Annotated in this window: 22 protein-coding genes; 12 read left to right on the top strand and 10 right to left on the bottom strand. The window is 41.6% G+C overall.

From position 1 onward, the window contains the following. Positions 1–16: 16 nt before the first annotated feature. The gene (locus tag CHH58_RS07425) at positions 17–1,075 is read right to left on the bottom strand and encodes a tartrate dehydrogenase (RefSeq protein WP_095262270.1); all 1,059 of its coding nucleotides are present in this window, start codon (positions 1,073–1,075) and stop codon (positions 17–19) included. Between the two features lie 329 nt (positions 1,076–1,404). Here CHH58_RS07425 and CHH58_RS07430 point away from each other — a divergent pair, with 329 nt between their 5' ends. Next, positions 1,405–2,736 carry a hemolysin family protein gene (locus tag CHH58_RS07430; RefSeq protein ID WP_095262271.1) on the top strand — a complete coding sequence of 444 codons (1,332 nt, stop codon included), beginning with the start codon at positions 1,405–1,407 and terminating at the stop codon, positions 2,734–2,736. A gap of 40 nt (positions 2,737–2,776) precedes the next feature. Here CHH58_RS07430 and CHH58_RS07435 read toward each other — a convergent pair whose 3' ends face one another. Both CHH58_RS07435 and CHH58_RS07440 read right to left on the bottom strand, forming a co-directional pair. After that, positions 2,777–4,153, bottom strand: coding sequence for a DUF4179 domain-containing protein (locus tag CHH58_RS07435; protein ID WP_170937554.1), 1,377 nt, complete (start codon positions 4,151–4,153; stop codon positions 2,777–2,779). A gap of 1 nt (position 4,154) precedes the next feature. Continuing rightward, the gene (locus CHH58_RS07440; protein WP_346426085.1) at positions 4,155–4,664 is read right to left on the bottom strand and encodes an RNA polymerase sigma factor; all 510 of its coding nucleotides are present in this window, start codon (positions 4,662–4,664) and stop codon (positions 4,155–4,157) included. Between the two features lie 544 nt (positions 4,665–5,208). On the opposite strand from CHH58_RS07440, the gene CHH58_RS07445 reads away from it, so the two are divergent. From CHH58_RS07445 to CHH58_RS07460, 4 genes are all read left to right on the top strand, one after another. After that, positions 5,209–5,976 carry a DeoR/GlpR family DNA-binding transcription regulator gene (locus CHH58_RS07445; protein WP_095262274.1) on the top strand — a complete coding sequence of 256 codons (768 nt, stop codon included), beginning with the start codon at positions 5,209–5,211 and terminating at the stop codon, positions 5,974–5,976. Beyond that, on the top strand, positions 5,976–7,262 hold the full coding sequence (locus CHH58_RS07450; protein WP_095234197.1) for a four-carbon acid sugar kinase family protein: 1,287 nt from the start codon (positions 5,976–5,978) through the stop codon (positions 7,260–7,262). The genes CHH58_RS07445 and CHH58_RS07450 overlap by 1 nt, the downstream gene beginning before the upstream one ends. A 13-nt stretch (positions 7,263–7,275) precedes the next feature. Further along, positions 7,276–8,286, top strand: coding sequence for a 4-hydroxythreonine-4-phosphate dehydrogenase PdxA (gene pdxA / locus CHH58_RS07455; RefSeq protein ID WP_095227242.1), 1,011 nt, complete (start codon positions 7,276–7,278; stop codon positions 8,284–8,286). A 97-nt stretch (positions 8,287–8,383) separates the two neighbouring features. After that, complete coding sequence (locus CHH58_RS07460; RefSeq protein WP_095227244.1) at positions 8,384–9,730, top strand: gluconate:H+ symporter; 1,347 nt, start codon at positions 8,384–8,386, stop codon at positions 9,728–9,730. A 40-nt stretch (positions 9,731–9,770) separates the two neighbouring features. Here the strand turns inward: CHH58_RS07460 and CHH58_RS07465 are convergent, their stop codons facing one another. Further along, positions 9,771–10,583: a TSUP family transporter gene (locus CHH58_RS07465; RefSeq protein ID WP_095227246.1), complete on the bottom strand. Its 813-nt coding sequence runs from the start codon at positions 10,581–10,583 to the stop codon at positions 9,771–9,773. Positions 10,584–10,770: 187 nt separating this feature from the next. Between CHH58_RS07465 and ftsW the strand changes: the two genes are divergently transcribed. Beyond that, positions 10,771–11,901: a putative lipid II flippase FtsW gene (gene ftsW, locus CHH58_RS07470; RefSeq protein ID WP_095234196.1), complete on the top strand. Its 1,131-nt coding sequence runs from the start codon at positions 10,771–10,773 to the stop codon at positions 11,899–11,901. A 2-nt stretch (positions 11,902–11,903) separates the two neighbouring features. Then, complete coding sequence (locus CHH58_RS07475; RefSeq protein ID WP_095262275.1) at positions 11,904–13,079, top strand: FtsW/RodA/SpoVE family cell cycle protein; 1,176 nt, start codon at positions 11,904–11,906, stop codon at positions 13,077–13,079. A 74-nt stretch (positions 13,080–13,153) separates the two neighbouring features. Here the strand turns inward: CHH58_RS07475 and CHH58_RS07480 are convergent, their stop codons facing one another. From CHH58_RS07480 to CHH58_RS07490, 3 genes are all read right to left on the bottom strand, one after another. Continuing rightward, positions 13,154–13,897 carry an SDR family NAD(P)-dependent oxidoreductase gene (locus CHH58_RS07480; RefSeq protein WP_095227252.1) on the bottom strand — a complete coding sequence of 248 codons (744 nt, stop codon included), beginning with the start codon at positions 13,895–13,897 and terminating at the stop codon, positions 13,154–13,156. A gap of 153 nt (positions 13,898–14,050) precedes the next feature. Continuing rightward, the gene (locus CHH58_RS07485; RefSeq protein WP_095262276.1) at positions 14,051–15,733 is read right to left on the bottom strand and encodes a glycoside hydrolase family 13 protein; all 1,683 of its coding nucleotides are present in this window, start codon (positions 15,731–15,733) and stop codon (positions 14,051–14,053) included. A gap of 268 nt (positions 15,734–16,001) precedes the next feature. Next, on the bottom strand, positions 16,002–16,205 hold the full coding sequence (locus CHH58_RS07490) for a hypothetical protein (protein ID WP_095227256.1): 204 nt from the start codon (positions 16,203–16,205) through the stop codon (positions 16,002–16,004). 133 nt (positions 16,206–16,338) lie between these two features. On the opposite strand from CHH58_RS07490, the gene CHH58_RS07495 reads away from it, so the two are divergent. Genes CHH58_RS07495 through CHH58_RS07505 form a run of 3 tightly spaced genes read left to right on the top strand, consistent with a single transcriptional unit; the run spans position 16,339 to position 19,284 of the window. After that, positions 16,339–18,120 carry a sensor histidine kinase gene (locus CHH58_RS07495; RefSeq protein WP_095227258.1) on the top strand — a complete coding sequence of 594 codons (1,782 nt, stop codon included), beginning with the start codon at positions 16,339–16,341 and terminating at the stop codon, positions 18,118–18,120. Beyond that, complete coding sequence (locus CHH58_RS07500) at positions 18,092–18,805, top strand: LytR/AlgR family response regulator transcription factor (protein ID WP_095262277.1); 714 nt, start codon at positions 18,092–18,094, stop codon at positions 18,803–18,805. The genes CHH58_RS07495 and CHH58_RS07500 overlap by 29 nt, the downstream gene beginning before the upstream one ends. Beyond that, positions 18,802–19,284: a tetratricopeptide repeat protein gene (locus tag CHH58_RS07505; RefSeq protein WP_095234191.1), complete on the top strand. Its 483-nt coding sequence runs from the start codon at positions 18,802–18,804 to the stop codon at positions 19,282–19,284. The genes CHH58_RS07500 and CHH58_RS07505 overlap by 4 nt, the downstream gene beginning before the upstream one ends. A 58-nt stretch (positions 19,285–19,342) precedes the next feature. On the opposite strand, the gene CHH58_RS07510 is transcribed toward CHH58_RS07505, so the two are convergent. After that, positions 19,343–20,080 carry an SDR family NAD(P)-dependent oxidoreductase gene (locus CHH58_RS07510; protein ID WP_095227264.1) on the bottom strand — a complete coding sequence of 246 codons (738 nt, stop codon included), beginning with the start codon at positions 20,078–20,080 and terminating at the stop codon, positions 19,343–19,345. Positions 20,081–20,226: 146 nt separating this feature from the next. On the opposite strand from CHH58_RS07510, the gene CHH58_RS07515 reads away from it, so the two are divergent. Further along, positions 20,227–20,829 carry a TetR/AcrR family transcriptional regulator gene (locus tag CHH58_RS07515; protein WP_095262278.1) on the top strand — a complete coding sequence of 201 codons (603 nt, stop codon included), beginning with the start codon at positions 20,227–20,229 and terminating at the stop codon, positions 20,827–20,829. A gap of 92 nt (positions 20,830–20,921) precedes the next feature. On the opposite strand, the gene CHH58_RS07520 is transcribed toward CHH58_RS07515, so the two are convergent. Continuing rightward, complete coding sequence (locus tag CHH58_RS07520) at positions 20,922–22,340, bottom strand: MFS transporter (protein WP_095227268.1); 1,419 nt, start codon at positions 22,338–22,340, stop codon at positions 20,922–20,924. A gap of 650 nt (positions 22,341–22,990) precedes the next feature. Between CHH58_RS07520 and CHH58_RS07525 the strand changes: the two genes are divergently transcribed. Next, positions 22,991–23,416: a MaoC family dehydratase gene (locus CHH58_RS07525; protein WP_095262279.1), complete on the top strand. Its 426-nt coding sequence runs from the start codon at positions 22,991–22,993 to the stop codon at positions 23,414–23,416. 163 nt (positions 23,417–23,579) lie between these two features. Here CHH58_RS07525 and CHH58_RS07530 read toward each other — a convergent pair whose 3' ends face one another. After that, a complete protein-coding gene (locus CHH58_RS07530; protein WP_095261590.1) occupies positions 23,580–23,768 on the bottom strand; it encodes a GNAT family N-acetyltransferase in 189 nt (62 codons plus the stop codon). Positions 23,769–23,774: the final 6 nt, after the last annotated feature.

Raw genomic sequence — 23,774 nt, forward strand, 5'->3', positions numbered from 1 at the left:
TTCTTTTTTTCAGATATTATAGCTTGTGTACTCTTTCCACAATTGCTGCCGTGACATCCGCCGTACCGTACGTCCCGCCCAGATCAGGAGTCAGAATCCCAGCTGCTGTCACATCTTCAATGATATCCAGCAGTTTAACTCCGAGCTCTTCCTCGCCAAAATGATCGAGCATTAGCTTCGCGGTCCATATTTGTCCGATTGGATTGGCGATGCCTTTACCGACGATGTCCGGAGCAGAACCATGGACGGGCTCGAACATGGAAGGATACTTACCATTTACATTGATATTGGCAGCAGGGGCAATACCGATACTTCCCATAATTGCGGCGCCGATATCGGTAAGAACATCACCAAATAGATTGCTTGCGACAATAACATCGAAGCGCTGCGGCTGCGTGACGAAGAAAGCGGCAAGGGCGTCGATGTGCTGACTATCTGTTCCGATATCCGGATAATCACTTTTCACAGATTGAAAGACTTCATCCCAAAACGGCATAGAATGGACAATTCCATTTGATTTTGTTGCGCTTGTTACATGCTTTCGGCGCTTTGCCGCTAGTTCAAAAGCATAGCGCATCGCTCGTTCTGTGCCGCGTCTCGAGAATATCGCATTCTGAATCGCTACTTCGTCTTCACCTCGGAAAATCCGGCCGCCGACTTCGCTGTATTCTCCTTCACTATTCTCCCGTACGACTAATAAATCGAAGTCCTTCGGGTTAGTAAGTGGTGAGGTAATGCCCTTTAATAGCTTGGCAGGTCGGATATTGATAACCTGCTCGAATTCACGCCGTATTTTGATAAGCATTCCCCACAAGGAAATATGATCTGGTACGAGCTTTTGATTCCCGACAGCACCGAGGAAGATGGCATCTGCATCCTGCAGTCTGTCCAATGCATCATCCGGCATCATCTGGTCATGCTCCAAGTAATATTCACAGCTCCATGGATATTCAGTGAAATCAAACCGCAATCCGCCATGCACCTCGGAAATCGCTTTCAAAACTGTCTGCGCTGCTGGGACTACTTCTTTACCTACACCATCTCCTGGTAAGTTTGCAATCTTTAATTTCTTCATACGTCTCCTCCTTGTTTGGCTTCTATAATCGTTCCCATGTATGTTAGCGGTTACTATTATTCTACCTGAGTGAACTAAAATTCGAAAATAATTCACGGTGATTTATTTGAAAATCCAGCATATATACCTTATAATCCTGATAAGTTAGTATACATGAGCGGAGAGAAAAGCCTCCATCCCGGTAACGAGATGGAGGCTTTTTTTCAAAACTGAAAGGAGGCGATTCCCTTGGGAAGGTGAAGGTATTGAACATATTAACGCAGCGAAAGAAGACACCAATATAGAAATACAACATCATACGGAGGTGAACCCCTGTAAAGGGGGAAAATTTGGACCCATTATTAGCGCTTAATTTAGCTTTAGTCGCCTTGTTCATCATTCTGACGGCATTCTTCGTCGGTGCCGAGTTCGCAGTCGTGAAAGTACGTATGTCACGAATTGAGCAGCTCATCGAGGAAGGGAACAAGACCGCCTTAGTCGTACAGAAGCTTGTCCGTGATCTTGATTACTACTTATCTGCTTGTCAGCTTGGTATTACCGTAACTGCACTAGTATTAGGTGCGCTCGGTGAGCCGACTGTTGAGAAGATATTACACCCAGTATTCGAGTACTTCGGTTTATCAGAATCTCTTTCTACCATTCTTTCATTCGCCATCGCCTTTGCGGTCGTGACATTCTTACACGTCGTGATTGGTGAGCTGGCCCCGAAAACATTGGCAATCCAATATACAGAAAAGATGACGCTCATTCTGGCGCGTCCGCTGTACTGGTTTGGAAAGCTGATGGCACCTTTTATCTACACACTGAATGGATCTGCACGCGTATTCCTACGCATGTTCGGCGTTAAGCCAGTTGCGCATGAGCAGGCCCACTCCGAAGAGGAACTGAAGATCATCATGGCACAAAGCTTCCAGAGCGGTGAAATCAACAAGACTGAGCTGGATTATATGGAAAACATCTTCACATTCAACGATCGCGTCGTCAAGGATATCCTCGTTCCGCGAACACAGGTTGTCGCCATTTCTGACACAATGACACGCCGGGAAATCCAGGAAGTGATGGTGGAGCATCAGTATACACGCTATCCTGTCACAGAAGACGGTGACAAAGACCGGATTTACGGCTTTGTGAATGTGAAAGAAATGCTGACTGATTTTGCGTCAAAAGAGGATAGAAACCTGGATGCTTTCATTCACCCGATTCCGACGGTACACGAAGGAACGAGTCTGAATGATACGCTGCTGACAATGCAGAAGAGGCGTGTTCATATTGCGCTAGTCGTTGATGAATACGGCGGAACTGCTGGTATTGTAACAATGGAGGATGTGCTTGAAGAAATCGTCGGAGAAATACGCGACGAATTTGATGAAAATGAAAAACCGGACATCCTGAAGGTTGCCGAAAATAAATACCGTTTAAATGGCCGTGTATTGATCGAAGAGGTTGAGGAGCAATTCGACATTCGATTTGTCAACGAAGCAGAAGTTGATACAATCGGAGGCTGGATGCTAACCAATCTTCGTAACATCGAGGAGCATCGCATTATCGAAGCTCATGGATATGAGTGGGAGATAACCGAAACGCTGAACCATCAAATCGTTGAAGTGGAAATGCGCAAACAAACCCAGGTTGAACAGCTGGAAGAAAGCATCTCCAATTAAAGAAACGCCGCCCCTAAGGAAGGGGTGGCGTTTTTTGCTGCTATTTATCCAGATCAACCGTAAAAGCTTCTTCAAAATAATACGTATTTGGACTATAGATAGTATATTCTCCGTCTAGAAAGTTACCTTCTAGAACTACTATTGCATCTTTATTTGCTCGGGAACTAACACTTTCATCTAAAATTCGTATATGATCTGCGCCACTCTTATCTTTAATGACAAAAGGCAAAAATTCGTTTACTGGAACATCAGCGTGATAAGAGATATAAGTTTTACCATCTTTCACCTCTGTGTTTGAGATGGTAATATATTCATCTTTACTTATCGGGAGTTTGGTTTCTCCATTTGGCTGGAACAGAGTAGAGTTTTCATCCGTCAATTGGGTGCCCATATCTAATTTATACGGCACAAATTTTAAGGATTCCATTAAAGGATTACTATTTTCGTAATTGCTTAACATTCTTTCCGTACCATCACTACCGACTCCAACTGATCCATTTTTCCAATGTTTTGGTTCTCCGTGATTGTCTTCAATCAGATAATCAATGATGCCGGAACTTTCGTGCTGTACACCTTGTAAATGAATTCTGATAGGTGTTATTACTATTTTCTCTACCATTACATCCGTACCTAAAGCAGATAGATCTTTGTTTACATCAACTGTATTACTATTATTTGCTGCTTTCTGTGTGTTCACTTGAAGGGAAAACTTCCATTCTCCTTCCATATTTTTATCCTCTTTAAATCCTAGAGCAGTTGCTTTCATATCTAATTTAAATTGTTTCGGTAACTCTGAGATATCAATTTGATTTCCTTTTAACAAGATATCAGGGTCTAAATTTGCTTTATCAGTATCACTAACTGTGAATGCCTCTTTATTTAGCGGAAAAATCACCATGCCATCATAAGCTTTCTTGTTATTATCTAAGAATTCACCTACTTCATTTGAGGGAGAAATAGTTGATTCAAAACCATCAAATGCGATCTTCGACTCTTCCGGGAAGAGACTAGGTGATTCAGAGAAAGGTTGATCACTTTCAGCATGATAGGAAACCAATAAGTAATAGCCATCAAAGATTGCATTGGTAATAGATATCTCTACTCCATTACTTTCTTGTACGATGTTAGCTTCATTGGATACTTTCTCCGCATCACCTAATGAAAGCCTATCTATAAGTTTATTAGGAACTCCTATACTGCTTGCCAATGAGGGACTCAATTGTACACTCACCAAGAATATTGCAAGGATAGCTACAGCTGCTGACCATATAATAGCTGTCCTCTTCCTTTTTCTGTGTTGATTTTTATCAGGTAAATTTGCCAAAGTATCGTCTATTTTAGCTTGAAGACGTTCAGGAATATGGTTAGAGTTGTCCCTTAACTTATCTTTGAAGTTATCGTCAAACATATTTGTCATGTTACTGCTCCTTTCTATACTCATTTAATTTCTGTTGTAATAGAGTTCTCGCTTTTGATAATCTGGAGCGGACCGTTCCTTCAGGTATAGCTAGTAACTTAGCAATTTCCTTTGTTGAAAGATCTTCGTAATAAAAGAGTACGGTAACAATCCTTAGTTTTTCCTTTAAAGAATAGAGAGCTTCTTGTAGTTCTAGATTTTCATATGTATCCTCAAAAGAAGCTATTTCTTGATTAGTGCTGTCTAAATAAACTGTTCTATTTCTTTTCCTTAACATACTCTTACATTCATTAATGAGTATTCGAATGAGCCAGGTTTTGAAGTACTCAGCTACTCTTAATTTTCCTATATTTTCATAAGCCTTTAAGATAGTCATCTGAATCGCGTCTTCGACATCTGCTTCATGATGTAATATCCCTTTCGCCACACGATATAGGTTCCGCTTGTTTTCTTGAATCAGTGATGAGAATGCGTCTTTGTCACCATTCTTCGCTAAAAGTGCTAAGTCCATTTTTTTCTCTATTTGAATATCTGTTAAAAATGCTGTTTTCACTGCCTTACCTCCTTTCACACTCATTAGAGATTACAACTTATAAATATGTTCACTATTTTATTGTTCTATTTGAAATAAAGGATATAAATATGTGCTGGCCGCACAAGGCGTTTTGATCATTATCTGTTTTTTCTTCGTCTTACAGTCAAGAATATCTTTGTATGTCTTCTATGAAAGTGACTTTCTCTCCTGAAGATAACTAACAGTGGCGCGGTAATTCGACATCCAATTATGCATACAAACAAATCTTTATTGATGGACCCGCTTTTACCATAAGAATATACAGCAGCAGAAAAAGTGCTTAATAGGGATGCGTAAGAGTGTTATAGTTAATACTTTACAATTTACACGACAGTTATTGGAACTTAAAATAAGGATATGTTACTAATTAACAATATCAAGGACCTTGTTGAAAAAAAATAACATTAAAGTGTTGACTTTTAACATAAATACACATATTATGAACACATAAGATGTTCATGATTAACAAAGGTGATACAAAATGCAGCCAAATGAACGCAGAGATGTGATTTTAGAACAATTAAATCAGAATGAAAAGATAGATATTGATGCCTTAGCAGAAGAACTCAATGTATCTGCAATGACAATCCGAAGAGATTTGAACTATTTGGAGGAACAAGAGCAGATTATCCGAACGCTTGGCGGTGCAATTCTCAACAAGCCATTAGTAATGGAGTCATCATTCCACACAAAAGAAGGCAAGCATGCTGATGAAAAGCGTCTGATTGCTAAACGGGCTGTTGAGCTGGTGCAAGAACACTTTACAATCCTGCTTGATTCAGGAACAACGACGCTTGAGATTGCGAAGCTGCTAAAACAAAAGCAGAATCTGACAGTCGTAACGAATGATATCAAGATTGCAGCCGAGCTGATGGACAGTGAGGTTAAGGTGATTCTAACTGGCGGAGAAATGCAGAATAATATCGGGGCGCTATTTGGACCGCTCACAGAGCAGACATTGCGTAACCTGCATGTAGATCTGTTTTTCCTGGGAGCGCATGCGGTTCATCTGCAAGTCGGGGTGACGGCGCCTACTTTTGAGAAGGCTTCCATTAAGAAGTTAATGGTCGAATCAGCTCAGGCAACTTGGCTGGTGGCAGATTCGAGCAAGCTGGATCAAAAGGCGCTTGCGAAAGTTTGTGATCTAGAAGTATTATCCGGTGTTATTTCGGATAACGGTATTAAGGCTTATCATCCGAGAGAATTACCGGAGCTTTTGGAGGTCGTAGCAGCAGAGGAGGAAGCCTGATGAAGATTGGTGTAATTGCAGATGATCTAACTGGTGGAAATGGAACTGGTGTTAAGCTGACGAAGCTTGGATATAACGTTGCAACGATGGTCTTCTACGACCATCTGCCTTCCTCAGACCAGATTAACGGTGTGATTGTCGATACCGATAGCCGGTATGTGAAAGAGGAGGTCGCGCACCGTCGAGTGAAAACGGTTGCGGAGAACTTGAAGAAATGGGAGACGGATATTGTCTGCAAGCGGATTGACAGTACAGTGCGCGGTAATATCGGTGTTGAGCTTGATACACTGCTCGATGAACTGGGATCGCAGGCGGTTGCCGTTGTTGTACCGGCTTATCCGGATTCAGGGCGAATCGTATCCGGCGGGTACTTGCTCGTTCATGGGGTACCTGTTCAACTGTCAGATGTAGGTAAGGATCCAGTTAAACCGGTTACCGAATCACATGTTCCGAAATTGGTGGAAAAACAGAGTAAATTCACAGTAGCAAGCATCGGTCTTGAGACAATCCTTGCAGGTAAGCAAGCGATCGAGAGCAAGATGCAAGAAGCAATTGACGCTGGTGCCAGAATACTTGTACCGGATGTCATTACGAATGAAGACATTGATGCAGTCGCAGGTGCCATGGCAGAGCTAGAAGCTTACCAGATGGTGCCGGCTGATCCTGGTCCGCTGACAGCGGCATTCGCTCGGGCTTTCAGCCGGAAGCGAATGAAGGATAAAAAGATTATCGTCACAGTTGGAAGTGTCACTTCGAATAGCTCGAAACAGCTGCAATACCTGAAGGATAAGACGAATCTTCGACCAATATATGTGGATTCCAAAAAACTGGCGACAGTGGATGGAGTATGGGATGAAGAGGTAGATCGGGTAATTGCTCTGGCAAAACAGGAGATGGAGAAACAAGACATCTTGTTGATCACAACTGATGCACCTGGTGCTGAAATCCTTGATTTGAAAATGCTTGGAGCACAGCAAGGTGTAAGTCAAGATGCGTTAGCAAAACGTATCGCAGACGGTCTCGGCAAGATAACGCGGGTAGTTGTTCAGGAAAGTAAGTTTGAAATTGGGGGCTGTTTCTCAAGTGGCGGAGATGTAACCGCTTCATTGTGCTCGATAAGTCGAGCAGAAGGAATCCAGCTGATGGATGAGATATTGCCGCTAATCGCTTATGGGAAGTTCATGGGAGGCTATTTGGATGGTATTCCGATCGTAACCAAAGGTGGTACAGCAGGCGGAACGAAAGCAATCTATACAAGTGTGAAATATTTGGAAGCTAAATTTTAAGGAGGAATAAACAATGACAGAAAGAGCAATTATCGCAATTCCAATGGGAGATCCAGCAGGTATCGGACCGGAAATTACAATGAAGTCACTAACAAAACAGGAAATTTACGATGTATGTAAACCACTTGTGATCGGTGATACAGCAGTCATCAAAAAGGCGATAGAAATCGTGGAAGCGAATTTAGAAGTAAATGAAGTATCTTCCCCGACAGAAGGAAAATACGAATTAGGTACAGTCGACGTAATTAATCTAGACAACATTGATATCGATACATTAGAGTATGGCCAAGTTTCCGCTCAAGGCGGCCAAGGCGCTTTCGAATATATCAAGAAATCTGTTGAGCTTGCAATGGATGGTCAGGTGCAAGCACTTGCGACAACACCTATCAACAAAGAGTCCTTGAAAGCAGCCAAAGTTCCTTATATCGGACATACTGAAATGCTGGAAGATCTAGCTGGTTCTGATGATCCGCTAACAATGTTCGAAGTTAACGGCATGCGTATCTTCTTCCTTACACGTCACCTTTCCTTGAAAGATGCTATTGCACAGATGACAAAAGAAAGAGTACAAGATTACTTGATTCGCTGTGACAAAGCACTTCAGCGTCTAGGAGTGGAAAATCGCCGCTTTGCAGTAGCTGGATTGAACCCTCATAGCGGTGAAGGCGGCTTGTTCGGCTGGGAGGAAGTAGAACAAATCAAACCTGGTATCGAGCTTGCAGTTAAGGATGGTATTGATGCAGTCGGACCAGTTCCTGCTGACTCTGTCTTCTTCCAAGCACTAAACGGCAAGTATGATGCAGTTCTTTCCTTGTACCATGATCAAGGTCATATTGCAGCGAAAATGACAGACTTCCACCGTACTGTGTCCATCACGAATGGCCTGCCGTTCTTGCGTACATCCGTTGACCACGGTACAGCATTTGATATTGCTGGCAAAAACATTGCGGAAAGCATCAGCATGGAAGAATGTATCAAAGTTGCAGCACAATATGCACCAAACTTTACTCGTACGACGCTTTAAGCAAAACAACATACCAGATGATTGGAAGGATTAGTAGTCCTTCCTTTCTGACGGACAACAATGAAAACACTTACAAAGAGATTTGGGGGAAATCATCATGCCATTACTGATCATAGCTTTAGGTGTACTATTATTGCTTATTATGATTATGGGACTTAAGCTCAATACATTTGTTTCCTTGATCATTGTTTCCTTTATTGTCGCATTGCTGTTAGGCATGCCGATGTCAGAAGTAGTTGGCTCAATTGAAAGCGGTTTAGGCGGTACGCTTGGTCATATAGCGCTAATATTCGGTATGGGTGCTATGCTTGGCCGTCTGATTGCAGACGCTGGCGGTGCAAATCGAATTGCAACTACGCTTATTGATAAATTCGGTGAAAAACGTATTCAATGGGCTGTTCTATTTGCTTCCTTCATCGTTGGTATTGCTCTGTTCCTTGAAGTAACAATCGTCTTGCTTATTCCGATCATCTTCTCGATCGCAAAAGAATTGAAAGTATCCATTGTTCACCTCGGTTTGCCGATGGTAACAGCGGCACTTGCAACACACGCATTCCTTCCGCCGCACCCAGGCCCAACTGCAGTAGCAGCGGAATATGGTGCTAATATTGGACTTATGCTTATTTATGGTATCATCGTTGCTATTCCTACGGTTATTCTTGCAGGTATTCTATATCCGAAGCTTGCTAAAAAAATAGTTCCATCAGCTTGGACACGTGAGGGCAGTGAATCCTTTGGTGTTGCGAAAACATTTAAAGAAGAAGAAATGCCTAGTTTCGGTATCAGTGTTTTCACGGCATTATTCCCGGTTATCCTCATGGCAATCGGTGCGGCTGTGGATATCTTACAAAAATCACTAGAGTTCGATAACAATATGTTGATAGAAATCATCCGCTTTGTGGGTAACTCCTCCACAGCGATGGTAATTTCTCTGTTAGTTGCGATATACACAATGGGGATAAGAAGAAATATCCCAATCAAAAAGCTGATGGATTCTTGTGGATCAGCAATCAATGCACTTGGAATGCTGCTCTTGATCATCGGTGGAGGCGGAGCGTTAAAACAGGTTCTTATCGACGGAGGCGTTGGTGACTATGTAGCTTCTATCTTTGCAGACACTTCTATGTCACCAGTGTTCTTCGCCTGGATGGTCGCTGCAATACTTCGTATCTGTCTTGGATCCGGAACTGTGGCCACACTGACAACAGCGGGTTTAGTTATTCCGTCACTAGGTACGATGCCAGATGTAAACCTGGAGCTGGTAGCTCTTGCAACAGGTGCCGGCAGTGCGATTGCATCTCACGTCAACGATGCGGGATTCTGGATGGTAAAAGAATCACTTGGTATGACATTGAAAGAAGCCTTTGGTACGTATACGGTACTATCGACCGTTGTAGCTGTTTCTGGTCTTGTATTTACGATGATTTTGGATATTTTCATCTAATAAAACACCCCGGTCAAGCGATACTTGGCCGGGGTGTTTTTTATAATAGAAACAATGTGATAATCGCTAAGAATAAGCAATAAATAGAGAAATATATCAATTTACCTTTTTTCATGACGTCGATAAACCATTTCAAGGCAAAATAAGTTCCTATGAGAGAGGCAACAAAGGCTATAGCATAAGCGATTAGATAATCTGCAGTAATATTTTGACTGAACATGTCAGGAATCTCTAGGATACTAGCTCCAAAGCTTACCGGTATATATAGTAAAAAGGAGAACATTAATGCTGTGTCTCGATTCATCCCTGTCAGCATGCCTGTGACCACTGTAGCTCCAGAGCGACTCACACCAGGAATAAGAGCAATTGATTGTCCAAGCCCAACCAATAGAGCCTCTTTCCAGCCTATTTTTTTCATATCCTTCGTTCCTTTGATATTTCTGATTAGGAATAAAGATATTGCAGTTAAAAGTAGTGCGATGCCTACCGTAAATGTACTCTTCAGATTTTCTCCAATAAAATCGTTAAATAACAGTCCTAATAAAGCTGCTGGTACCGTCCCAATAATAAGATAGATGACGAGATTAAAATCATCTTTTTTTGTTTCTTCTCGTTTCACTATGTATTGGTAAGATGACACAGATAATCTGGCAATTTGATTTTTATAAACAAGTATCACAGCAATAAGAGAAGCTGTGTTGACGATTACTTCAAAGCTTAAGTCCTTTACTTCTATACCTAATAGATGCTGCGCAATGATTAAGTGTCCGCTTGAACTGATAGGAATAGGTTCAGATATTCCCTGAATAAGACCTAAAAAGAGATATTTGCAGAGCAAAATCCAAAAATCCATAATTATTTTCCTCACTATTTGTTTCTGACTTTTTTCCCACTAGGATACCATATAGAAATGTTGATGTTTTGTCAATGTTAAGGTAAAAAAGCAGCCGTATTGTTGACATGTTGTCAACAATACGGCTATCATGGCGAAAGCCGGTAATTTCTAAATGACTTAGTTTTCTTAATTGGAGATGCTCGATATGTTATCGAAAATGAAAGAGCTAGATAAGACGTTACTCTTTTTGGTTATATGTATTTGCTTATTTGGATTGATCATGGTGTATAGCGCTAGCTATCCATTAGGTTCAATAAAATATAATGCCTCAAACTTCTTTTTTCATCGACAATGGATATCGTTTTTGATCGGAATCTTTGCCATGACAATAGGCTTTTTTCTGCCCTACAAGCTGTATCAAAAATGGAGTCCTCTTCTTGTAATAGGATCAATGATACTGCTCATTCTTGTCCTCACACCTTGGTTTGGAGAAGTTCGGAATAACTCCCAGCGTTGGCTGCAGTTAGGGCCTATTGTCCTCCAGCCGGCAGAATTCGTAAAGTTTACAATGGTCGTCTATTTTGCATCTGTTTGTGGAAAAAAACATAAGGCACTTACAAGTTTTAGGAAAGAATTGTTACCTCCGCTCTTACTGTTGGGAATAGTATTCCTGCTCATTCTTATGCAGCCGGATCTAGGTACTGCTACTTCTATAGCAATACCTTGTTTCTTTATTCTGCTTTGTGCCGGGATTAAGAAACGTCATTTGTTCGCCATCGCTGGAGTTGGTGCGTGTGCTGTAATTTATTTAGCTGTATCTGCTCCTTATCGATTGGCGCGTATCTTATCCTTTCAGAACCCGTTTAGTGATCCAAATGGCAAAGGCTATCAGCTGATTAATGGTTATGAAGCAATCGCTTCTGGTGGTGTGTTTGGTAAAGGTGTGGGAGGCAGTGTACAAAAACTTGGTTTTCTTCCCGAAGCTCATACCGATTTTATTATGGCTGTCGTCTTGGAGGAACTGGGTACTTTGGGGCTGGCTGTAGTGTTCGTCCTTTATTTTGGGCTTCTCTTAAAAGGAGTCTACATAGCATTGCGGGCAGAAAGTTCATACGGTGCTTTATTGACGATTGGTTTATTGTTTCAAATAATGGTTCAAGTAGTTTTTAACTTAGGTGCAGTTGCCGGTCTTTTGCCGATTACGGGGATACCATTGCCCTTTATCAGTTATGGCGGTTCCTCTCTTATTGTGAATCTATTTACGATGGGAATTATTTTGCAGATATCGCGGAATGCCAAGCAAGTCCGTATTCCTCTCGTGGAAAGAAGGCGTTAACTATGTTTGTAAAGAAATTGCGATTGGACGAGTTGGATAAGCCGATCTTGACCATATTATGTGTGTTGTGCGGAATCAGTATTTTATTCATTTTTAGTACGCAGTCTGGAGGACAATTCGGTGCCCAGAATTTTGCATTGAAGCAATTTATCAATTATGTAATTGGCTTTACTTTATTGTTATTGTTCAGACTATTGGATTTGAATCAGCTTCGTTTACTAGCTTGGTCATTCTACATTGTTTCATTTTTGTCGCTATTGTTTCTTACTATTGCACCGGAATCGATTGCGCCTAATATATTGGGGGCGAAAAGATGGTTCAGTATCCCTTTCGTAGGATCTATCCAGCCATCAGAGTTTTTCCGTGTCAGCTTGATTGTATTGGTAGCCAAGTTGATAGCTGATTTCAAAGAAAAACACCCTAATAGAACAATACAGGAGGATTTGCTTCTACTGGGTAAAATATTGCTCGTGGCGATTCCTCCTAGCCTGCTTGTCTATCAGCAGCCAGATACAGGTATGGTCATGCTTTACATATTTGCGATAGTAGCAATGTTAGGAATGATAAAGCTTAATAAAATTGTGGTGACAATAGGCGTACTTGTTCCTTTACTAGCTATCAGTATAATTACTTGCTTATTCTTATTTAAACCAGAGATTATTTATGATGACGTTATACCGAAGCTGAAACCCCATCAGCAGGACCGAATCATTGGCTGGCTGGATCCAAGTGATAACAGCAACCAAGCGTTTCAAAGCAGAAGATCTGTTTTAGCAGTTGGAACAGGCGGAATGATAGGAAAAGGAATAGAAGGCGGAAATGTGTATGTCCCGGAAAAGCACACAGATTTTATCTTTGCTTCTATTGCAGAAGAGGGAGGATTTCTGACAGGGTCAGCTGTTATATTGCTCTTTTTCCTACTAATAACAAGAATTTTAGAAATAGGTTCAAAGAGTAATGATCGATTCGGAACGTATATTTGTGCCGGATTGGCTTTGAGTCTTACTATACAAATAGTGCAGAACATAGGTATGGTAGAGGGGATGTTACCAGTCAAAGGAATTGCTCTTCCTTTTTTGACATACGGAGGTAGCTCTTTATTTTCTAATATGATCCTGCTGGGGATTGTTATGTCTGTTCGGAATACATATGCCCATCAGTTTTTTGGAGAACAATAGGAGGCTACTTAGACATTTAGAAGATAGTCGTAATAAAAAAAGCCTGCAAAAAGTTTTGCAGGCTCTTATTGTATTTACTGAGCTAGGTAACCGCCGTCAACTACAAGCGTTTCACCTGTTACGAAGTCGTTTTCAGTCAAGAATACGATAGCGTGTGCGATTTCATCCGCTTTACCAAGACGGCCAATTGGGTGTTTCGCTACAAGGCTATCATAGAAGTCTCCAAGAGCTTCTTTGTTTACCATTCCTGATTCAACGAAGCCTGGGTTTACAGCGTTAACACGAATATTTTTATCGCCATATTCCACAGCTAGAGATTTAGTCAATGTGTTAACAGCACCTTTGCTGGCATTATAAGAGAATGCGCCAGGCTGTGCAACGAAGCCGAGTACAGAAGACGTGTTGATGATGACGCCGCCGCCTGATTTCAACATTTCTTGGATAGCATATTTGGAAGCCAAGAAAATACCATCCTGGTTGATTGCGATTACTTTGCGGTAATCTTCATAAGACAGCTCATGAGTTGCGCTCATGCCGCCGATACCAGCATTGTTTACAAGAATATCAACTTGACCGTAATGTGCTACTGTTTGATCGATCAAACTCTTAATAGAATCCTGTTCAGCAGCGTTGAACTCGATGAATAGAACGTCCCCGCCAGCCGCTTTCAGTCTGTCAGTTTCTCTTTGTCCAGCTTCAGCGTTATAGTCTGCAATAACTACTTTACCGCCTTTATTTACATAAGCTTCTGCAGTTGCAAGACCGATACCAGATGCTGCTCCTGTAACGATTGCTACTTTTCCTTCGATTGTTGACATATGCGTGACCCCCAGTAAGTGTGTTTAGGTAAATTATCCTACAACTTTATGATGAACTTTTGAACTAGATAAGTCAAGAAATTGACACATTCTTAGCATATTTTTCATGCTAAGAAAAGAAGCGCCCTGCAGACGCTCCTCTTTATTGTGCTATTATTTTTCATACTTATACACAACTGCTTCGTATGGTTGTAGTATATTTTTATTATCCACATGTGGATAATTGCTGATTACACAACTCTTTTTATCCCAATCATCCACACACTCGCTGGGGATATCGTATTGTGCTTCTTCATTAGTCATATTCAGCAGGATAATCCATTCCTCATTATCCAGCTGGCGTATATATCCAAAGATTTGCTCGTGGTCGTTTAGGATAATCTCAAAATCTCCATATACCATAATGGAGTTTTCTTTACGGAGCCGAATTAGCTTGCGATAAAACTGCAGAACAGAATCTGGATTATCAACACCTGATTGCACGTTAATTTCCTTATAATTCGGATTGACCGGGAGCCAAGGTGTACCATCTGTGAAGCCTGCTTGATCTGATGTATTCCACTGCATTGGAGTTCTGGCATGGTCACGAGTCTTCTCCTGTATTCGATCCATAATAGTCGTTTCAGAAGCACCTTGCTCGTTCACTTTCAAATCATAGTAGCTGAGTGCTTCTTGGTCATCTATTGAATCAATAGAATCGAAATGAGGATAGTTGGTCATACCAAGTTCTTCTCCCTGAAAAATGAACGGTGTCCCGCGCAAAGTATGCAGCATAGTAGCTAGCAGCTTTGCCGATGGAATCCTATATTCTCCATCATCTGCAAAGGTTGAAACCATTCGCGGTGCATCATGGTGGCTAAGGTATAAACCGAACCAGCCTCCGCCATCGCCAACGTCCTTTTGCCATTTGCGAAGTACCTCACGGAAATCATGTACTGACCATTTCTTACTTTTGTACTTATCTTCATCCTGATCAGCGAGTTCAGATGCTTCAGCAGACAGTACCATATCCAATTCTTCACGCTCTTGCTTTGTATACCGAAGTACATCATGATCATGTACGGCAGAGGTTTCACCTGCTGTGAAGAACTCGAAATCCTTTTTCAACTCTCTGTTCATTTCATGCAGATAGTTGTGGATGTGCGGACCGTTTTTAAAGTATTCCTCACCTTTAGCCTGTAATGTCTCTTGATCAGAATCTGGGAAGCGCCGATCCTTCGAGATGACATTTACTGCATCTATACGGAAGCCGTCAATTCCTTTTTCCAGCCAGAATCGCATAATATCATATATCTCTTGGCGGACTTGCGGGTTATCCCAATTTAAATCGGGCTGTTTATCGCTGTAAAGATGCAAATAAAATTCTTCTGTCTGCTCATTCCACGTCCACACTGGGTGTCCAAGATGGGAGCGCCAATTCGAAGGAAGAGTGCCATCGGGGTTTCCTTGTTCCCAAATATAATAATTATGATAAGGATTATCCTTAGAGGACCTCGCTTGTCGGAACCATTCATGCTCGATGGAGGTATGATTCGGTACGATATCGAGTACAAGCTTAATGCCGCGACGGTGAAATTCTGCCAGTATGTCTTCAAATTGTTCCATTGTCCCGTACTCTGGCTGAATGGCTCTGAAATCCTTTACATCATAGCCGTGGTCAACATCCGCGGATACATAGATAGGGGGAAGCCATACTGTATCCACTCCGAGATATTCTAAGTAATCTATTTTCTCCAAAATACCGCCAAAATCGCCGATTCCATCTCCATTGCTGTCTTTAAAGCTACGGGTATACAATTCGTAGATAACACTTTCCTTCCAGTACTTCTTCTCCATCTGATCACCTGTCCTCCAAAATTTTCTTGTAGGACTATTCCCTTAGTAGAGATAAATGAAAACCGCCAAGCTCATTGAAAGCAAGGCGGTTATGTACTAGCTGCGAATTTTCTTGATGATTAAGAAACAAAGTGCTGCAGCGATTCCAGCTGCAGCATACGGGGAGATTTCCAGCTTTATTTTTATAGAAAAATTCATCGCTATTCCTCCCTTTATAATCGAAAGATATTATAAAAAAGTGGCCACACGAAACGCTAATTTCCTCCGATTATTCTTTAGACTCGTGCTTAGTCGAAGCTATTTTTTTAGATCTGCGGTACAGCAAAATTCCAGCCAATCCATAGACTAGTCCAAGAACAACAAAAGCAATTCCTAAATAAAATTTATCACTAGCCCATATCATCACACCAATTCCAGCGAGAATACAGAGTGTACCAAGGAAGAGTATATAAAGGGCGTTCTTTTTTAACATAAAATAAAAGCCTCCTAAACGGTGTTAAACTTGTACTATTATAACAGAAAGCAAGACATTTTGATGCCTTATCTATTAAACTGGAAGCCTTTCCGATAAAATGGAACTAAGACATATTGCGGGGGGAGACAGCATGCTGAGTTTGGTTCCATTAATGATTGAACGGGTGGGTATCATCCTGATAACGGTTTTCCTGTTCTCCCAATTGAAAGCGTTTCGACGGCTTATTCTTCACAATCAATCAATGAAAGAGAAATTGCTTTTATTGCTTATTTTCGGATTCTTTGGTGTGTTGAGCAATTATACAGGCGTAGAGATCCATGGTGACAATCGCATGGCCAACACGTGGTTATTAGATATTGAGGCGGATAGTGCCATTGCAAATACTCGAATTCTTGGGGTGACGATTGGCGGTTTGCTGGGAGGACCTATTGTAGGGTTGGGTGTCGGCTTAATAGCTGGTGTGCACCGATTGTTACTAGGCGGATTCACAGCTGAGGCTTGTGCAATCTCAACTGTATTAGCTGGTTTAGCAGCGGGCTATTTCGGACGTCGACGCAAACAGAAAAAACAGCTGACAGCAGGGTATGCTATCCTGATTGGCGTCTCGATGGAGATCATCCAGATGGCCTTGATTTTGCTGCTATCATCCGACATGGAACCAGCTTGGCAGCTTGTGCAAATCATCGGTTTGCCGATGATCGTAATAAATGGAATCGGCATGCTGCTGTTCATGCTTATTATTCAGATTATCCTGCGAGAGCAAGAGCGAACACGCGCGCTGCAGACGAATGCTGCATTTGCTATAGCAGACCATACGCTTCCTTATTTCCGGAAAGGACTGAACACGGATTCGTGTAATAAAGTGGCAGAAATCATGCTGGAATGGACAGAGGCCGATGCGATCGCAATCACAGATAAACATGGTGTACTAACTCATGTTGGGGTCGGGTCTGATCATCATTTACCAACCCACGGTTTTGCTACCGAGCTGACAAAACGTGTGCTTCAGGAAGGGCGTGTACTGACGGCTAAATCACAGGAAGAGATTTTATGCTCTCATCCGAACTGCCCGCTGCGTGCGGCGGTCGTTCTCCCACTTCGAGTCGGGGAGGAAACAGTTGGTACGTTAAAGCTGTATTTCATGAATCCAAACGACTTGACGCGGGTGGAACAGGAGCTGGCAGAAGGATTAGCTAATCTGTTTTCCACACAGCTGGAGCTTGCTGAAGCTGAGCAGCAGAGCAAGCTGCTGAAAGATGCGGAAATTAAAGCGTTGCAAGCGCAAGTTCATCCGCATTTTTTATTTAATAGCATTAATACGATATCTATTCTTTGCAGAACAGACCCGAACCAGGCACGTCAACTGTTGCAGGAACTGAGCCGCTTTTTCCGAAGCAATTTGCAGGGAGCAAGGCATATGCTGATTCCGCTTGAGAAGGAAATCGAGCATATTCGGGCATATATCTCACTGGAGCAAGCCAGGTTTCCAGAAAAATTCATGTTGCAGCTTGAAATTGAGCCTGGGTTGGAACAGACTCTTGTCCCGCCATTCCTGCTGCAACCATTGGTCGAAAATAGTGTGAAGCACGGTTTTCGTGACACAGAAGCAAACGGAACAATACTAATCAGTATCAAAAGAAAGGATGAATATGTCAGCATTACTGTGAAAGATAATGGAAATGGAATGGAACAGGATAAACTGACTCAAGCAGGGCTGCAGACAGTCGATTCGGTAACAGGCACAGGAACAGCACTGATTAACATACGGGAACGGCTGGAAGGCATTTATAATCATGAAGCAACATTACTTATTACAAGTAAACAGGAGAAAGGTACGACTATTCGTATCCAGCTGCCAAGCAGTCAGAAAGGGGAGATACCATATGATGACGGCCTTTATCGTCGAGGATGAGCCGCTTGCTCGCCAGGAGCTTGTCTTTCTTTTGGAAAATAGCGGAGAAGTCGAAGTTATTGGAGAAGGATCGACTTTAACCAAAAGCTATGAAGCCATACGAAACACAGCGCCTGATGTCGTCTTTTTAGACATAGAACTTGCCGAAGGAACTGGGCTGCAGCTAGCGGAAAAACTGCAACAGCTGCCAAATTCACCTTCCTTCGTATTTGCAACAGCGTACGATGACTATGCTCTGCAGGCATTTGAGCTGCATGCAGCTGATTATCTGCTTAAGCCATTCGATGAACAGCGGATCAATCAGTGCATTAATAAACTGCAGCGGATGATCCCGGGTGCTTCGGAGCCGAAAACGCCAATCAAGAAACTTCCCGTCATAGAGAATGAGCGGATTTCTTTGCTCGATATCCAGTCCATCCTCTATATCACTACCCAGAGCGGTAAAACCCAGATAAAGACACTCCAGAAGCTCTTCCATTTAAATGAGCCGCTGGCATCTGTGGAGAAAAAGCTGACAGTTTCGAGTTTTATGCGTGTGCATCGCAGTTATATCGTCCATCTTGAACATGTAACTGCGTTAGAGCCATGGTTTAATTCCACATATAATCTCGTAATGGAGGATGGTTCTAAAGTTCCGGTGAGCAGAACTTATGTGAGAGAAGTGAAGGAGCGATTTGGTTTATGAATGAGCTGTTTGAGGCGATTAGTTTAAGAGAAGCAGGTAAGCTGGCGGAAGCCAATAAAAGATTGATCGAGTTGGCTTCTGCTTATCCAGATGATGCTGAAGTACAGTATCAATGTGCATGGAGCTTTGATGTACTTGGACAGGAAGCTGCTGCTGTACCTTATTATGAACGTGGAATTGCGCTGGGATTACCAAAAGAGCATGAAGAGGGTGCTTATTTAGGGTTAGGAAGTACATACCGGACACTAGGGAATTATAAAAAAGCTGAGCAAACCTTGAAAGAAGCAATGAATCTGTTCCCCAAAAATAATGCTTTTCCTGTTTTCTACGCCATGGTGAAATATAATCAAAAAGAACATGGTGAAGCGATGCAGATTCTCCTCCAATTGCTTGCCGAAACAACATCCGATAATGATATCTTAGAATATCAGAGGGCAATTGCTTTTTATGCGGATAAGCTGGATATCGTGTGGAGTTGAGAAGTCGTTAATGCAAAAGAAAAGCCCCACTCACGATCAGAGAGTGGGGCTTTAAATATTATTGTGCAGTATAACCGCCATCAACGATTAAGCTGTTACCAGTCATATAAGAAGAATCGTCAGAAGCTAGGAATAAAACAGCTTTCGCCATTTCTTCCGCTTTACCAAGACGCTTCATTGGTGTCATCGTGGAAAGTGCCACTTTATCATCTTCCGGGATGATTGGTGTGTCGATGAAGCCTGGGCATAATGCGTTTACGCGGATATTTTTGTCCGCATACTCAAGTCCAAGAGAGCGTGTAAGATTCACGACGCCGCCTTTGGCTGCATTATATGCTGCAGATCCAGGTGAGCCGACCCAGCCATACATGGAAGCAGTGTTCACGATAGTGCCGCTGCCATTCAAAAGCATGATGCGAAGTGCTTCACGGGCAACTAAGAATACACCGTCCAAGTCAACGTTTACTGTGTTGCGCCATTCAGCATAATCCAAGTCATGCGAAGGGTGAACACGTCCGATACCGGCATTGTTGAACACAACATCGACTTTTCCAAAAGCAGTAACTGCTTGTTTGAACAAATCAGCTACTTCGTTTTCGCTTGTAATATTTGTTTTGATGAAGACTGCTTCTGTACCAGCAGCTTTAAGTTCTTCCTCCACCATTTTTCCTTTTTCTTCGTTCAAGTCGACTAATACGAGCTTAGCGCCCTCTGCTGCGAATAGACGAGCTGTAGCAGCGCCAATCCCTGATGCTCCCCCTGTAATTAGTGCAACTTTATTTTGTAATTTCCCCATTTTTGTTTCCCCCAGTATAATAGTATTAAATCGGTTACAATTTAATTGTAATACTTTGGACACATTTCTCAATCAGTAGCTGAAAAGCAGATGTCTAATTAATAGACAGATGATCCAATAATGTCTGACTAAGGGGGGATTTTTTTATGGAATATGAACAAAATTCGACATCTAAACGGCGCAATCGGACAAAAGAGCATTTTCGTGAGGCGTTGATCAAGCTGATCAAGAAGAAGGGGTATCATGGGATCACAGTGAAAGATATTGTCGAAGAAGCAGCTTATAATCGCAGTACATTCTATTTCCATTATCAAGATAAAATCGAGTTAGCAGAGGATCTGCTCGACAAAATGTTTACGGGTCTGGAGGGCGCTGCGGGTATTATGTACACACCAGGGAGAAAAACATCTACAAAAGATATAGATGTTCCATCCTTCTCGCTTATTGCGTATATTTATGAAAACAAAAATTTTTTTGAACTAATTAAATATGAAGACACACTGCCGGGTATGCATACCCGCTTTCCAAATGCGATCAAGAACATATATGAAAAGCAATTTGAATTTGAGACAATTAATGGGATGCATGTGAATATGGATTACTTCAAGATATACACGGCTTTTGGGTTTTACGGGCTTGTTCGCAACTTGATTGCAGAGGATTTTCAAATGCCTGAGGAGCAATTCACAAAGGACGTTATCGAATTATCACAAACGCATATTCAATCTTTCAAATACATCGGACGTTAGTTCAAATAAAACAAGCTCAACCTCATCAAGTGCCAGCGAGGTTGAGCTTGTTATGTTTACCTTCATAGTAACTCGCGCAGAGTGAACGCTTGTTACACAGGTTTATTATCTTCTTCTTCTGCTTTCCACCATAGGGCATCCTCTGGATTTTCAACAGCTTCTTTAAACTCAGACTTCGTAGCAACTGTAGGGTAAGATCCTTTTAAGGATTTCCCTGACGTACTCTTGAACAAGAATAGAATCACAAGGAATCCAATGATACTCACGATCGTTAAATACCAGGCAGGTGCTAAATTATTCCCTGTTTGGTGGACGAGCCATGTGGAAACTAATGGTGTCGTACCACCGAATATGGAAACCGAGACATTAAACGTTACAGATAATGTTCGGTACCGTATATCTGTGTAAAACATCGTTGGTAAGGATCCAGGGATAGAGCCTTCATACGTTGCAAGCAGCACACCAAGAATGAGAATACCTATCGAAACAAATACCAAACCATTCAAATTCACTAAATAAAAAGCAAACGCAGAAAGAAGTGTTAATCCGCCTAAACCAATTAAGAATACAGTTTTGTTTCCGATTTTATCACTGAGTCGGCCGAACATTAATGTAAGTGGCACCATGATGATCATGACAAGTGTAATCAATACGGTACCTACAGTACTGGATAAGCCAATGATTTCATCTAAATAGGATGGCATGTAAGATAATAGCATATAGTTTGTCACATTAAAGAATGCCACAGCTACGAAACAAACAATAATATCTTTTTTATGGTTTTTCAGTATAGACAGGAAGCTTTCTTCCACTTGTTCTTGACCTTCATTATTTGAAAGTTCATTTTCGAAAATTGGTGATTCCTCTAAGCTTTTTCTTAGATACATCCCAACTAGTCCTAATGGTAAGCCAAGCAGAAACGGTATTCTCCATCCCCACGAAGCCATCTGCTCATCAGATAAAACGATAAAGAGTAAGCTGGCAACTAGTGAAGCTAATATATAGCCTGTGAGCGTACCAATTTCCAATCCGCTTCCCAGTATATTACGCTTATTATCTGGAGAAGATTCTGCAATATAGACCATTGCACCAGCGTATTCACCGCCAGTTGAAAACCCTTGAATAATTCTTGCGATTAATAAGAGTATCGGTGCCCATATACCTATTTGATCATATGTAGGCAATAATCCGATGAGTAATGTAGAAAAAGCCATCAAAATGATAGTGGTCGTTAAAACGACTTTTCTTCCTAATCTATCGCCAATTCTACCGAATATAATTCCGCCCACTGGACGCATCAAAAAGGCAATCGCGAATGTTGCAAAGGTGAACACTAATTTCAGCTCATCATTTTGAACAGCACTAAAAAAGTTTTGACTAATTATAACAGCCAAGTAGGAATATAAACCAAAATCGAACCATTCCATTGCGTTTCCTACTCCAGTAGCAAACACACTTTTCTTCGCTGTTTGTATATCTACAACGTTAATCTTTTTCTTGTTAAATTTCATTTTTTGTCAACTCCATGGTATACGGTTATACAAGGACAACAAATACAGTTAAACTGGCTACAAATCACTGCATTTCCCTTTGGAAATCAGGGGTAGGGCCAGCATAGCTGTCACATGAGGAAAATGTATCTAACTGTAAACACCCATACTTTTTGATTTAAGGTTTGATCCATCGCAATCCGGTTTATGTAACATATTGTGCGCAAAAGATCTCTAACCATACTGATATAAAAAATGTAATTAAAAAAGCTTTCAAAGGGTATTTGAAAGGTTTTTGATTCAGTAAGTTAAATTGTATCAACCTAAGTAAATCATCAAGCAAAGGAGAGTACATTCCTCCTTTCCTTCTATACAGATTTCCATCTATTCGATGAATACACAGCCATGGTTATCACCCAAGTTAATGATAACCCCCTTGTATTACCTCTATTATTTAACTCATATTAAATACCCTAACAAACCACAGACTAAACATAAAATATTTTGCTTTTGACTACTTATGTTTAAAAATCTGATATATAACACAGTGTACTTATCTTGTTTTTTTCTATATAATACCGACATGAATTCATATACACGTCGCAAAGTAATCTGATACGTATATAGGTAACAGTAAAAGCAGCAAAACAGATAGAAATAGAGGTGCCAAGATGAAATTCAGTGAATATGAAGTAGGACAGCGCTACGAAACGAAAGCCCTCAAGCTTTCTAAAGAAGACATTATCGAATTTGCTAAAGTGTACGATCCTCAATATATGCATATAGACGAAAAAAAGGCCAAGCAAGGACGCTTCGGTAATTTGATTGCGTCTGGAATGCAGACGATGAGCACTTCCTTCAAGCTGTGGGTTGAGACAGGTGTTTACGGAGAGCACGTAGTAGCGGGGACCGGGATGAACAATATCCAATTTATAAAGCCGGTATTTCCTAATGATGAGCTGCGGGTTGTCGTTGAAGTGATTGAGACTGTTCCAAAACGTCGCGGCAATGGTATCGTGACGGTGCAGTTAAGCACGTATAATCAAGATGAAGTAAAAGTATTTCAAGCGGAACTTAGCGCACTTATTGATAATTAATTACAAAGGAGACATCTATATAGATGTCTCCTTTTAGCTTTCTATACTTCGTCAGCTCGGTTTAGCTGCGAAATTCGGAATGAAGCAGACTGAAGAGAAGAACATCCTGAAACTGACCTTCCCATTTTCGTCCTTGACCTCGAGCCTATTCAGCTGCAATCTGTCAAAGCCGATGTGTAAAAAGCTCCTGCAGGGCTGCTTTCATGTATCCTTGGTGCCAAAAGGCACTGTCGAGCTCGAATTCGATTTCGCCTGTTTCATGCCGAAAGTTTAAGCGTTTGAATCCACAAGTACCGATGATAGTCTGGTCATCGTGCTGACGAATCGCATATCGGCAGTAATGCGTTGGCATCTTCCT

The sequence above is a fragment of the Terribacillus saccharophilus genome, from assembly GCF_002272745.1.
Taxonomy (GTDB): domain Bacteria; phylum Bacillota; class Bacilli; order Bacillales; family Amphibacillaceae; genus Terribacillus; species Terribacillus saccharophilus_B.